This is a genomic window from Pseudomonas sp. Choline-02u-1 (assembly GCF_002836515.1).
Classification (GTDB): Bacteria; Pseudomonadota; Gammaproteobacteria; order Pseudomonadales; family Pseudomonadaceae; genus Aquipseudomonas.
Genome location: NZ_PJBC01000067.1, coordinates 1 through 13,475 on the forward strand (window position 1 = coordinate 1; position 13,475 = coordinate 13,475).

The 13,475-nt window shown below is 62.2% G+C and carries 12 protein-coding genes; all 12 read right to left on the minus strand.

Annotation, left to right across the window (positions count from 1 at the left end; translation table 11 throughout):
* Nucleotides 1–71 precede the first annotated feature (71 nt).
* The gene (locus CXF97_RS26295) at nt 72–3,170 is read right to left on the minus strand and encodes an error-prone DNA polymerase (protein ID WP_218239555.1); all 3,099 of its coding nucleotides are present in this window, start codon (nt 3,168–3,170) and stop codon (nt 72–74) included.
* Nucleotides 3,146–4,561, minus strand: coding sequence for a DNA polymerase Y family protein (locus tag CXF97_RS26300; protein WP_101162272.1), 1,416 nt, complete (start codon nt 4,559–4,561; stop codon nt 3,146–3,148). The genes CXF97_RS26295 and CXF97_RS26300 overlap by 25 nt, the downstream gene beginning before the upstream one ends.
* 5 nt (nt 4,562–4,566) lie before the next feature.
* On the minus strand, nt 4,567–5,184 hold the full coding sequence (gene imuA, locus CXF97_RS26305) for a translesion DNA synthesis-associated protein ImuA (RefSeq protein ID WP_101162274.1): 618 nt from the start codon (nt 5,182–5,184) through the stop codon (nt 4,567–4,569).
* The gene (gene lexA / locus CXF97_RS26310) at nt 5,184–5,801 is read right to left on the minus strand and encodes a transcriptional repressor LexA (protein WP_101162276.1); all 618 of its coding nucleotides are present in this window, start codon (nt 5,799–5,801) and stop codon (nt 5,184–5,186) included. The genes imuA and lexA overlap by 1 nt, the downstream gene beginning before the upstream one ends.
* Before the next feature lie 121 nt (nt 5,802–5,922).
* Nucleotides 5,923–6,201, minus strand: coding sequence for a DUF971 domain-containing protein (locus CXF97_RS26315; RefSeq protein WP_101162278.1), 279 nt, complete (start codon nt 6,199–6,201; stop codon nt 5,923–5,925).
* Complete coding sequence (locus CXF97_RS26320) at nt 6,198–7,160, minus strand: HEAT repeat domain-containing protein (RefSeq protein ID WP_101162279.1); 963 nt, start codon at nt 7,158–7,160, stop codon at nt 6,198–6,200. The genes CXF97_RS26315 and CXF97_RS26320 overlap by 4 nt, the downstream gene beginning before the upstream one ends.
* Nucleotides 7,157–8,005: an ABC transporter ATP-binding protein gene (locus CXF97_RS26325; protein ID WP_101162281.1), complete on the minus strand. Its 849-nt coding sequence runs from the start codon at nt 8,003–8,005 to the stop codon at nt 7,157–7,159. Before CXF97_RS26325 ends, CXF97_RS26320 begins: the two co-directional genes overlap by 4 nt.
* Complete coding sequence (locus tag CXF97_RS26330) at nt 8,005–8,787, minus strand: ABC transporter permease (protein ID WP_101162282.1); 783 nt, start codon at nt 8,785–8,787, stop codon at nt 8,005–8,007. The genes CXF97_RS26325 and CXF97_RS26330 overlap by 1 nt, the downstream gene beginning before the upstream one ends.
* 136 nt (nt 8,788–8,923) lie before the next feature.
* On the minus strand, nt 8,924–10,327 hold the full coding sequence (locus CXF97_RS26335) for an ABC transporter substrate-binding protein (protein WP_101162284.1): 1,404 nt from the start codon (nt 10,325–10,327) through the stop codon (nt 8,924–8,926).
* A gap of 220 nt (nt 10,328–10,547) precedes the next feature.
* Entirely contained in the window at nt 10,548–10,793 is a 246-nt protein-coding gene (locus tag CXF97_RS26340; RefSeq protein ID WP_003225615.1) for a ferredoxin family protein, read from the minus strand.
* A gap of 28 nt (nt 10,794–10,821) precedes the next feature.
* A complete protein-coding gene (locus CXF97_RS26345) occupies nt 10,822–12,552 on the minus strand; it encodes a fumarate reductase/succinate dehydrogenase flavoprotein subunit (RefSeq protein WP_101162286.1) in 1,731 nt (576 codons plus the stop codon).
* Nucleotides 12,549–13,301, minus strand: a complete 753-nt coding sequence (locus CXF97_RS26350; protein ID WP_101162288.1) for a GntR family transcriptional regulator — start codon at nt 13,299–13,301, stop codon at nt 12,549–12,551. The genes CXF97_RS26345 and CXF97_RS26350 overlap by 4 nt, the downstream gene beginning before the upstream one ends.
* Between the last annotated feature and the right edge of the window lie 174 nt (nt 13,302–13,475).

The following is a 13,475-nucleotide window of genomic DNA, read 5'->3' on the forward strand; positions in this document are numbered from 1 at the left end:
GGTCCGGAGGCAAATCGACAATCTTCAGTACAACCAGAATTCCTGTGGGAGTGGGCTTGCCCGTGAAGGGGTCAGTGAAAGTCCCGGCTTTGCACGTGAATGCCATTAAGCAGTGGACTGAGGTCGCTCAGGCGCCCGGCGATCAAGTGGCGCACATCGCCTTCGCGTTCCCAGCGGCCGTCGACCTTGAGCAATTGCGAACCGACCAGTACCTGTCGCTGCCGCTCAGCCAAGTCACGCCAGACCAACACATTGACGTTGCCAAACTCGTCTTCCAACGTCACGAACGTCACCCCGCTGGCCGTACCGGGGCGCTGTCGGCCAGTGACCAGGCCTGCCACGCTGACCGGCCGGCCGTGTTCAATATCCATCAATTCCCGCGAGCTGCGGCAACGCCGGGCCTGCAACTCACCACGCAACAACGCCAACGGATGCGGCCCCAGTGTGGTGCCCACCGTCGCGTAATCGGCGTGCAGGTCTTCGCCAACGCTGGGTTTGGGCAGGACGATTTTGATTTCTTCCTCGTTGGGCAGGCCGGCGAAGAGGCCGAGTTGTTTCTGTACCCCGGCCACTTCCCAACGCGCGCGATGACGATGCCCGGCCAGGCCGCGCAGAGCGCCGGAGTCTGCAAGCAAGGCCTGCGCACGACTGTCGAGGGCGGCGCGCTCACCCAGGTCAGCGACATTGGCAAAGGCTCCGTGTCGGCGCGCGGCTTCGATACGCCGGGCATCTTCTTCGCGAAACCCCTTGATCATGCGCAGGCCCATGCGAATCGCCGGCTGCCCGGCACTCAGCGGCTCAAGGCTGCAATCCCAGTCGCTGGCGCGCACGTCCACCGGACGGATCTGCAACTGGTGTCGGCGCGCGTCCTGCAGAATCTGGTCAGGGCTGTAGAAGCCCATCGGCCAACTGTTGATCAGCGCACAGGCGAACGCCGCCGGCTCGTGGCACTTGAGCCAGCAACTGGCGTAAGTCAGCAAAGCAAAACTGGCAGCGTGGGATTCGGGAAAACCGTAACTGCCGAATCCCTTTATCTGCTCGAAGATCTGCGCGGCGAATTCCGGTGTGTAGCCGTTTTTTTCCATGCCGGCGGCGAGACGCGCCTTGTGCGGCTCCAGTCCACCATGGCGTTTCCACGCAGCCATGGAGCGGCGCAACTGATCGGCCTCGCCGGGACTGTAGTCGGCAGCCACGATGGCGATCTGCATGACCTGCTCCTGAAACAGCGGCACGCCCAGGGTTCTTTCCAGCACGACTTTGAGCGCCGGCGACGGATAGGTTTCCGCTTCTTCATTATTACGTCGGCGCAAGTACGGATGAACCATGCCGCCCTGAATCGGCCCGGGCCGGACGATCGCCACCTCAATGACCAGATCGTAGAACGTCTGCGGCTTCAGACGCGGCAGCATCGACATCTGCGCCCGCGATTCGATTTGAAACACACCGACCGTATCGGCACGGCTGATCATGGCGTAGGTCGGTTTGTCTTCTGGCGGGATCGTTGCGAGCGTCAGGTTCAGATCACGATGACGACGCAGCAAGTCAAAGCAGCGGCGAATCGCACTGAGCATGCCCAACGCCAGAATGTCGACCTTGAGCAGGCCGACGGCATCGAGATCGTCCTTGTCCCACTGAATGATCGTACGGTCGGCCATGGCTGCATTTTCGACCGGCACCAGGGTGTCCAGCGGCTGTTCGGAAATCACGAAACCGCCGGGATGCTGGGACAAGTGCCGGGGGAAGCCGATCAGTTGCCCGGTCAGGCTCAGCACCCGACGCAGCACCGGGCTGTCGGGGTCGAAGCCACCTTCACGCAAGCGTTCCAGCGGCGGCGTTTCATCGCTCCAGCGGCCGCAGCAATCGGCCAGCGCGTTGATCTGATCCGGCGGCAGTCCGAGCGCCTTGGCCACATCGCGCACGGCGCCGGTGGCGTGATAGGTGCTGACCACCGCCGTCAACGCCGCACGCCGCCGACCGTAACGGTTGAACACGTATTGCAGGACTTCTTCACGGCGCTCGTGCTCGAAATCGACATCGATGTCCGGCGGTTCGTTGCGCTCTTTCGACATGAAGCGCTCAAACAGCAGCGTGGTGCGGTCGGGGTCGATCTCGGTGATGCCCAAGGCATAACACACCGCCGAGTTGGCGGCCGAACCGCGCCCCTGACAGAGGATGTTCTGCGTGCGGGCGAAACACACCACGTCGTGCACGGTGAGGAAGTAGCTTTCGTAGCCGAGCTCGGCGATCAGCTTCAGTTCTTTATTGATCTGTCTGAGCACCTTGAAGGGCACGCCTTTTTCCCAGCGCCAGGCGATGCCTTGTTTGGTCAGGTGCCGCAACCAGGAACTGGCACTCTGGCCCTCGGGCACCAGCTCTTTCGGGTACTGATAACGCAGCTCGCTCAGCTCGAAAGTGCAACGCCTGGCCAATTTGACCGACTCCTCGAGCAAGGCCGGCGGATACAACTCGCGCAGCACTTCAAGACTGCGTAAATGCCGCTCACCATTGGGATGCAGGCGCAGACCCGCTTCGGCCACGGGTACGTGATGACGGATCGCGGTCATGGTGTCCTGCAGGGCGCGGCGCCCCCGTGCATGCATGTGCACATCACCGCTGGCTACTGCCGGGATTTGCAACTCAGCTGCGAGCGTCAGCAATGCCGCCAACCGCTGCTGGTCATTCTGCCCTCGATGCAGTTGCACCGAGAGCCACAAACGTTCACCGAATGTCTGTTTCAGCCAGCGCCCTTCGTTCTGGTCGTTCGCTGAATCCGGCACCCACAACACCAGCAAACCGGGCAGCGCTTGGGCGAAGTCTTCGCGCAAAACCTGATACTGGCCTTTCTGCGTACGGCGCCGGGCCTGGGTGATCAAGCCGCACAGGGCTTGATAACCGGCAAGGTTTTCCACCAGCAGCACCAGTTTCGGGCCGTTATCGATGCGAATTTCGCTACCGATGATCAGCGGCAACTCAACGGATTTTGCTGCTTGCCAAGCACGGACGATCCCGGCCAGGGTGCATTCATCGGTAATCGCCAGCGCTTGATAACCATGCTTTTTCGCCCGCTGAAACAGCTCCAGCGCGCTCGAGGCTCCGCGCTGGAAACTGAAGTTCGACAGGCAATGCAGTTCGGCATATCCGGCATTCATGCGAACCAGCCCTGCAGCCATAGCGGACCGCCCTCACCCACCGCGCGCCAGGCCCAGCCCTGCTGACCGGTGCGGTTCTGGATCAGGTAATAATCACGCCGCACGTCGCCACCGTCCCACCAACCGGACTCGATGCGCTCCGGCCCCATGAGAATCCGCGCTGAACCTTCCGGCACGCTTTGAGGTTCGTTGAGCAACCAGCCCGGGCGCTGCAGGTTGGGCAAGCCTGGACAAGGCTGTTTATCGACGGCGTTCTGCCATGCACACTCGGGGCGGTGATCGGCCTGAAAACGCAGCCCTTGCACCGCGTCATCACCCAACCGTGCGCGCAGGCGCTCGCGCAATTGCTCCCAGGGCAAAGTCTGCTGCGGGCGGTCGTCGAACAGTTCCTGATATTGCGGGACAAAAGTCGGCAGATCCTCGGCGCGCAAGCGAAAACCACGTACCGGCGCCTCGACCTGCACTTGTTCCAGTCGCCCACGGGCCAGTTCGAAGAGCATCGCCGCGTCACGTTCGGCACTGAGCAGGCCGACCTTGATCACCGTGTCCGGCAGCCCGGCATGTTCCAGATGCAGGTCGAAGCGCTGCACTCCGCTGTCGCGTCCACAGAGAAACGCCGATAGATCGCCGGTCAAGCGTCGTAACGGGAACAGCAAGGCCTGATGGGACTGCACATCGAAATTGAGTTCGATGCGGCTATCGAAACGGTCCGGCGGTAGATAGAACGCCAGCGCCAGGGGGCGTGCGCCGAACAGCGTGTCGAGGTGTTTGAGCATTTGAGCTTCGAAACGTCGGGCCAGTGCCTGGCGTGGCAGACTTTGCACCTGACTGAGGTTGCGCAGGCCCATGCGCGATAACGCCGTAGCGACATTCGGCTCCAGCCCGACACGATCAACCGGCAATTGCCCGAGGTGATGCTGCAAGGCTTCGCCGTCCGGCACCACCAAGCCATCGTAGGCATTGGCCAACACCCGCGCGGCCACCGGGTTCGGCGCGGCGACGATGCGGTGACGAAAGCCCAGGTCTTTCAACTCCTGGCGCAGACGGGCTTCGAATTGCGGCCAGGTACCGAACAGACCGAGACTGGATTCGATCTCGAACACCACAGTGCGCGGGTAATGCACGCTGACCTGAGCACTGAAACGATAGGCCCAAGCGGCCAGAAACTGCTGCCAGTGCTCGACCTCGGCCAGCTCGTAATCGGCGGTGGCAAAGCCTTTGCTCATGGCTTGCGCGGCAGGCATCGACATGCCGGGGCGCAGGCCGAGTTTGCGCGCCGCCGGATTCACCGCTTGCAGCATCCGGCGCTGGGCCGGGCCGCTGAGCAGGATCAGCGGCTCGTCGGGATCAGGACGCTGACGCAGCACGGCGTCGAGCGCCAATTGCGGAAACAGGATACATACCCAGCGCATGACGATCAGTGCCCCAAAGCAAAGGCAATCGGCGTCGCACGGGCCAGCCCGCCACGGCACTTGAGCACGCGTAGCTGCGCCGGCTTGGCATCGATGGCAATGCGTAACGCTGCCGGTGACGGGTTAACCGCTTCGCTCAACGGGCGCCAGGCAAATGCCAGGGTCTGGCCGGTTTCCGCCGCCACCTGCAAACGCCGCAAGGCTCGGTCATCAGCCTTGTTTGGCCAGCACAGTACCGCGCCGCAACTGCCCGAGCGCAGGCATTGCTCCGCCGCCCACAAGGCATCGCGTTCGCTGGCCTGAATCACTGACAGCTGGCGCAGATCGACTCCGGCATTGGCCCAGGCCTGCGGGTACGGCACGAACGGCGGCGCCACCAGCACGATGCGTTCACCGGCCGCCGACAATCGCGCCAGGGTCGGCCAGACCAGTTGCAACTCGCCGACACCGGGGCCAGCAAGGAGGATTTCGCTCAATGCCGATTCCGGCCAGCCACCGCTGGGCAGGGCCGCGTCCAATGCCGCATGCCCGGTCGGCTGCGGACTCGCCGCCGGTGGCGCAGGCCGGCCGCGCCAGACCTGGCCGCCATTGAACAGCGTATCCAGTGCAACGACGGCGCCCATCAGCCTTGCCTCACCAGACCACAGAACACGCCCTCGATGGCCAGATCCTGATCGTCACGCACGACAATCGGCTTGTACGCCGGGTTGCGCGGCAGCAGGCGCACCTCTTCCCCTACCCGTTCGAAGCGTTTGATGGTGACTTCACCGTCCAGACGCGCAACGACGATCTGGCCATTGAGCGCCTCGGGATTACGCCGCACCCCGACCAGATCGCCGTCGAGGATGCCGTCCTCGATCATCGAGTCGCCCTGCACCCGCAGCAGGTAATCCGGGGCGCGGGAGAACAGTGCAGGGTCGAGCAGCAAACGGTTATGGATGTCGGCATCGGCGCCTATTGGCGCACCGGCGGCCACGCGGCCCAGCACCGCAATCTCCAGCAGCTCAGGGCGCGGCGGCTGGCCGAGCAGGCGAATGCCTCTGGCCTGGTGCGGATTGACCTCGATGAAACCGGCTTCAGTGAGCGCCAGCACATGCTTGCGCGCCACGCTGCGCGAGGCAAAACCGAAAGCCTCGCTGATTTCAGCGAGGCTGGGGGGTTGACCGTGTTCGGCGATGCGATCGCGGATAAAGGTCAGAATGGCGGTACGGCGGGGAGTCAGGTTTGTCATGGAGTACATTTGTACTCCTGTGGGAATTTCCTGACAAGAACCGCCAGTCGGCGCAAGCCGACGTAGGAGCTGCCGAAGGCTGCGATCTGATCGTTCCCACGCTCTGCGTGGGAACGATCATCGGATAAGGTCAGGAATCCAGTTGCGCCAGGTACTCCCACGGGTAAATCCCGCGCTGATGGCCGTCGCTGAACACCAGTTGCACGCCATAACCCTGCGGGTTGACCTCTATCAGGCGTACACGATCATCAACCAGCGGTGTAACGCCGCGCAGGCGAAACGCGCGGCATTGCGAGCACGGGCATTGTCGGCGCAGATCGGCATGCTTGAGCAGCGATTCACGCCCGTCCGGCCACCTCAGGCGTAACGTGCGCGCACTTTGCGAATTGCCCACCGACAGCGGGTTCACTGCAACTGACTCAACGCGATGCGCACGGCTTTGCGCACTTCCGGGTCGCCATCGTCCTGCGCCGCCTGCAACGCGGCCACGGCGCCGCGATCGTTCAATTCACCGAGGGCCAGCGCAGCTTCCTTGCGCAAGTTGCTGATGCGGTGGCCGAGGGTGTCGATCAGCGCGTCCCGCGCCGGGGCGAAGCGCAAGCGGCCGAGGCTGCGAGTGGCGCGCAGGCGCACTTGCCAATAGTCATCGTTCAGTGCTTCGACCAGAGCCGGGCCGGCGTCGCTGTGGCCGACCTTGCCCAGGGTAGTCGCAGCCTCTTCGCGCACTTGCCAGGCAGGATCGTGCAAGGCTTGGCGCAGCGCCGGCAACACCTCGGCATCGCTGGCCAGACCGAGCGCGCCGGTGGCGGCGCGGCGCACTTCGGTGTCCGGATCGTCGCTGGCCAGTTGCGCCAGGGCTGGCAGCGCGTCGAGCTGTTTGAGCCAGCCGAGCACGCCGACCGCTTCGCGACGAACACTGGCGTCAGCATCCTCCAAGGCGGCGGAGGCCGCCGGCGCGGCTTCGGCGAAGCGCAATTCTCGTAGCGCCCGAAAGGCGGCTATGCGCACACTGACATCGGCATGAGTGGTCCACGGCAGAATCACCCGCCCCGCCGCTGCCGTCTTGAGCAGGCTCAGACTCTGCGCCGCGGCCGATTGCACAGCGGGCGCCGGATCCGTCAGTGCCTCGCACAGGGCTTGCACGACCGCTTCGTCCTCCCACGCTTCGAGCAGACGTGCCGCCTCAGCGCGGACGTCCTCGGCGGGATCCTGTCGCAGTCGATCGACCAGCCAGAGCAAGCCATCCGGCTCCTCCAGATCGGCCAGATCAATCAGGGCAATGCGCCGCACGCCGGCGTCTGCAGCCGTCAGACGCGGTTGCAGGGCGAGGATGTCTTCGTTGTCGGTCACAGCAAAAATAGAGGTCATAGGGCAAATCGCGGCAAAGGGTTTTCAGGAGGCAGGCCGAGCGGATTGAGGCGCGGCAGCGGGCGTTCGTTGTCGTGGCGCAGCAGGTCGAGGCAATGGCGTTTGAGGCGAGCGAATGCCGGGCTGGTCACCAGTTCGCTGGTGCGTGGACGCGGGAAATCCAGACGCAAGTCTTCGATGATCCGCCCCGGTCGCGCGCTCATCACCAGCAAGCGGTCAGCGAGAAACAGCGCCTCGTCGATGTCGTGAGTGACGAAAACCACGGTGGTGCGGATGTGCGTCCAGATGTCCAGCAGCAGCTCCTGCATGTTCAGACGGGTCAACGCATCCAGCGCGCCGAAGGGCTCGTCCATCAGCAACAGGCGCGGGCGATTGACCAGCACCCGGGCGATCTCCACCCGCTGCTGCATGCCACCGGAGAGCTGATCCGGCCAGCGTTCGGAAAAGTCTTCGAGACCGACCAGTTTGAGGATTTCATCAGCGGCGCGATGCCGCTCAGCCTTGCCGATGCCGCGCATCTTCAGGCCGAAGGCGACGTTGTCGCGCACCGTTCGCCACGGGAACAACGTGTGATGCTGGAACACCATGCCGCGCTGTGGTGATGGTCCGGCCACCTCGTTGCCGTCGACTTTCAGGCTGCCGGTCTTGGCGCTCAAGTGTCCGGCCAGAGCGCCGAGCAAGGTCGACTTGCCACAACCGGACGGGCCGAGAATACAGACGAACTGGCCGGGTTCGATCTGGCAATCGAGGCCCTGCACCGCTTCGAAAGCTTCGCGCCCCTGACCGAGGACGATGGACAACTGGCGGATGTCGATTCGCCCGTCCGGGGTTTGCATGACGCTCATCAGGCTTTGCCTCGCGGTCGATGCCAGGGCGTGAACAAGCCGCCCAGGCGTTTGATCAGCCAACTGCTGCCCATGCCCAACACACCGATCAAGAGCATGCCGACGACAATGTCGGCGTAGTTCTGAATGGTGTAGGACTCCCAGGTGTAGTAACCGATGCCGAACTGCCCGGAGATCATTTCCGCCGTTACCAGACAGAACCACGAAGTGCCCATGCCGATCGCCAGACCAGTGATGATGCTCGGCGCAGTGCCCGGCAGGATCACCTCCAGCAGAATCGCCCGGCGCCCTGCTCCGAGGCTTTTCGCCGAGGCAATCAGGCGTGGATCAACGCCTTCGACGCCGTGCACGGTATTGAGCAGGATCGGGAACAGCGCGCCGGTGAAGGTGATGAAAACCATCGACAATTCCGAGGACGGAAACATCAGGATCGCCAGCGGGATCCAGGCCACGGCGGGGATCGGGCGCAGGACTTCCAGTGGCGGCAACAGAAGGTCTTCGGCCCATTTCGAACGGCCGATGGCCAGGCCCAGCGCGATGCCGATGATCAACGCCGCCAGATAACCGGCAAAAACGCGGCCAAGGCTGCTGCTCAAGTGCTGCCAGAGTTTGCCCGAATCGCCCAGGCCCAGCGCAGCTTCGATGACGGCCAGTGGCGTCGGCACGTTCGCGAAGGTGACCAGGCCGAGGTTCCAGTGGTGACTGGCGGCGAGCTGCCAGAACAATAGGCAGAGCAACAGTGAAGCGGCTCTCGGGAACCAACGTAAACAGGATCGATACACAATTATTCCTCTCAACCGGGATCCTTTGTGGGAGCGGGCTTGCTCGTGAATGCGGTGTGTCAGGCAATTATTTATTTACTGATGCACCGCCTTCGCGAGCAAGCCCGCTCCCACAGAGAGTCGGGCGTACCGAAGATCAGCGCACGGCAACGGCTTGCGCAGTGGCGTCACTGAAATCGAACACCTTGCCGCCCTGCGCCGTGGCGTATTGCTGGGCTTGGCCCTTGAGCAGAAAGGCGCTCAGGCGGCCCTTGGCATCGCTGGCAAACCACGCCTGTTCGGCGAGCAACTTGATCCCGCTGTCACTGGCCTGCGCATACACCGCACGAATGTTCTTGCCCTCCTGCTTCAACTCAGCCAGCGCGGTGAATGCCGCTTCGGCCGAGCCATAACGGCGGACCTTTTCCTCACCGCGCACCCATATTTGCGCCACATGGCTTACATCGGTGATGGCTTTGCCCGTCGCCGCATCCACGCCCGGCAACGGCGTTTGCGCGTAGTTGCCCAGTTGCGCGGTGTAATCGAGGTTCGAGGCCTTGAAGGCAGCGCGGATGTACTGGTCGTCGATAAAGCTGTTCAGGTCGAGACCGCGATCGGCTTTCTTCAGCAGCTTCAAGGTATCGATGGCGGTACCGACGGCCTGACGGTATTCAGGTTTCCAGCTTAGGTCGCGGGTCTGCACGCCCAGCGGGCCGTGGAACAGGTAGTTGACCTCGGCATCGACCCCAGTGACTTTGGCGATCAGTTCGCTGTACTTCTCCGGTTCGGCGGCGAGCAGTTGGTTGGCTTCGATGCTCGCACGCAGATAGGCGACGACGATTTCCGGATACTTTTTCGCGTAGGCCTGATCGACCAATGCGCCATGGAAAGTCGGCGCGTTGGCCTGGGCGCCGTCATAGATCTTGCGGGCGAAACCACGGCTCGGGAACAGTTCGGCGAAGGGCACGAAATCGGCGTGGGCGTCGATCTTGCCGGCCTGCAATGCCGAGCCAGCGACTTCCGGTGGCTGGGCGATGATGTTGACATCCTTGAGCGGGTCCCAGCCCTGCTCTGCCACGGCACGCAGCAACATGCCGTGAGCCGTCGAGGCGAAAGGCACCGAAATGGTCTTGCCCTTGAGTTCGCTGAGGCTTTGCACCGACGAAGCGCTAGGCACGACGATGCCGTTGCCACTGCCTTTGATGCTGCCCGACAGCACGCTGATGAACAGGCTGTGCTTGCCTGCGGATTGGAACGCCACACCGTTGAACGCACCGGGGAAATCGGCCATCGCCCCGAAGTCGAGTTTGCCGGCGACCATCTCGTTGGTCAGCGGTGCGCCACTGGTGAAGTTTTTCCACTGCACGTCGTACTTCGCGTCTTTATAAGCGCCGTCGTGGGGCAGGTATTTGTCGAGCAAGCCAAGCTCACGGATCAGCAGCCCGCCGGCGGCGCAGTTGATGGTAGTGTCCTGGGTGCCGATGGCGATGCGGATGGTTTCGGCCGAGGCCGACAAGGTGAATGAAGCCAGTACCAGACCGGCGAGTGCTGCACGCAACATGAGTGTTTCCCCTCGAATCGTTTATTTGAAATTCGTCTCCGCCGCGATCAGGGCGCGGTGGGAAACGAGGGGTTTTCGGTGAATCGAGCGTCCGGGGTTTCCGGGTAGCTAATGGCTTGCCACAAATCCCCTGTAGGAGCTGCCGAAGGCTGCGATCTGTTGATTTTGCTTTCCAGATCAACAGATCGCAGCCTTCGGCAGCTCCTACAGGGATCGGGGTTCAACGCAGGAGATAAGGGATGTCGACCTTCACCGCCCCCGTCGGGCAATCCTTCTCGCACGGCATGCAATACCAGCATTCATCGAACGCCATGTAGGCCTTTTGCGTGGCCGGATTGATCGCCAGCAGGTCCATCGGGCAGACGTCGACACACACAGTGCAACCCTTTTCGGCGATGCATTTGTCCTCGTCCACGGTGACCGGGGCGTTGGAGCGGAAGAATATTTCCTGAGCTTGATAAGCCATGGTTCGGACTCTCTTGTTTAGTCGTGCATCAAGCGGCGAAGGCGCCCACGCGCAAGCGGTCGTAGGCCTGCATTTCTTCGGCGTCGAGCGGGATGATGTAGGGCTCGACGGCTTTCCTGAAACTGGTCATGGCCCCGTCTTCGCCCTTCTTCAGATGGCAATGGCAGAACCATTCGGCGTCGTTGCGCTGCGGATGATCGACGCGATAGTGGTACAGGCCCCAGCGGCTTTCGGCGCGGAACAACGAGGCGCGGGCGGCCATTTCGGCGCAGTCGCGGATCACGCTGGTTTCCATCGCGCGCATCAATTCGTGAGCATTGTTGGCCTTCATCTGCTCGAGATCGCGTTCAATGTCGCTGAAGCGCTGCAGGCCGATCTGCATCTTTTTGGTCACTTTCGGCGGTTGCAGATAGTCGTTGACGAAGCGCCGCAGCTTGTACTCGACCTGCGCCGGCGGCAGGCCGTGTTCGCGATCAAGCGGCGCATAGACCCGGGCTTTTTCCTTGGCGATCTGCTCGCTGTCCAGTGCAGAAAAATCGCGCCCGGCAACAAAGTCCGCCGCGTTGTGCCCGGCGAACCAGCCATAAGTGAACGCGCCGAGCATGTAGTTGTGCGGCACCGCGGCCATGTCGCCGGCCGAGTACAAGCCTTTGACCGACGTCTCGGCACGCTCATTGACCCACACGCCGGACGCCGAATGGCCGCTGCAGAAACCGATTTCCGAAATGTGCATTTCGACCATCTGCGTGCGGTAGTCGGTGCCGCGATTGGCGTGGAACTGACCACGGCTCGGGCGCTCGTTGCTGTGCAGGATTTCCTCGATGTTCTGGATGGTTTCCTCGGCCAGGTGATCGAGCTTGAGGAACACCGGACCGTTGCCGCTCTCCAGTTCCTGATGAAATTCCCACATCATCTGCCCGCTCCAGTAGTCGCACTCGATGAAGCGTTCGCCTTTGTTGTTGGCGGTGTAGCCACCCAGCGGGCCGGTGACGTAGGCACACGCGGGGCCGTTGTAATCCTTGATCAGCGGGTTGATCTGGAAGCACTCGAGATTGGCCAGTTCAGCGCCGGCGTGATAGGCCATCGCATAGCCGTCGCCGGCATTGGTCGGGTTTTCGTAGGTGCCCATCAAGTAGCCCGACGACGGCAGACCGAGGCGTCCGGCCGCGCCGCAGGCGAGAATCACCGCTTTCGCCTTGATGACATGGAAGTCGGCGGTGCGGCAATCGAAGCCCATCACACCGTTGACCGCACCTTCCTCGTCGGTCAGCAAACGCGTGCAGACCAGACGATTGGTGATACTTACCCGTGCACGTTTCAGCTGCCGATACAGGACTTTCTTGATGTCGTGCCCTTCCGGCATCGGCAGCACATAGGCGCCCATGTGGTGGACCTTTTTCACCGCGTAGTCGCCGGTCTCGTCCTTCTCGAACTTCACGCCCCAGCGGTCGAGTTGTTCGATGGTTTCAAAACTGTGCGTCGCATAGGCGTACACCGCCGCCTGATTGACGATGCCGTCGTTGGCGATGGTGATTTCCTTGGTGTACTGCTCCGGCGTCGAATGCCCCGGGATGATCGCGTTGTTCAGGCCGTCCATGCCCATGCTGATCGCCCCGCTGCGTTTGACGTTGGCCTTGTCGACCAGCAGCACGCGCAAATCGGGGTTCTTCTCTTTGGCCTTGATCGCCGCCATTGGCCCGGCTGTACCGCCACCAATCACGACAATGTCGTATTCCTGCTCCAGCGTATTGCGCGTCATGCCTGCTCCCCTTTTTGCCGATCGATCCGCAGGCGGTACTGGAACGCGTCGCCACGGTAATAAAGGTGTTCGAAGTCCAGCGGCTGGCCTTGGGCGTCGTGGGTCAGGCGCTCGATGCGCATGATCGGCGAGCCGGCTTCGACGTCTAGCGCCTGGGTCAGGTCGCTGTCGGCCAGCACCGCATCGATGGCCAGATCGGCGTGGCCGAGGGCGATGCCGCAGTCGTTTTCCAGAATCAGAAAGATGTCGCGAGTGACCAGATCCGCCTTCTCCAGTCGCTCGCCGACCGTTTTAGGTAGGTAGGTGATTTCCAGCGAGATCGGCTCGCGATTGATCAGCCGTACGCGTTTGATCTGCGCGACGATTTCACCTTCGGCCACCTGCAGACGCTCGGCGACACGCTTGTCGGCCGGAATGAATTTGAAACTGCGCAGGCGGTTGATCACCTCGTAGCCGCGCCCGGTCATCGACTCGGCGAGGCCTTGCAGGCTGCTGACGTTCTGAAAGGTTTTCGGCTTGGCGACAAAGGTGCCCTTGCCATGGATCTTGAAGATCAACCCTTCCTTTTGCAGATCACCGAGCGCCTGGCGAACGGTGATGCGACTGACTTTGAACAGCGCGCCCAGTTCGCTTTCGGAAGGCATCTGACTGTCTTGCGGGTATTCACCGTCGAGAATCCGCGCACGCAGGACGTCGCGCAGTTGGGTGTGCAGCGGAACGCTACTGAGGGAAAGAACGTTATCGGTCATCGCGGGATCACTTGTTATAACGAGTTATGACGTGATCTTAGAGACGTTATGACGAGGTTGAGAAATATTGTTTGGGCATAACCTTAGATGCGCCTTCAAAAGCAAAGATCGCAGCCTTCGGCAGCTCCTACAGTTCGAAATGCGATTTCCCTGTAGGAGCTGCCGAAGGCTGCG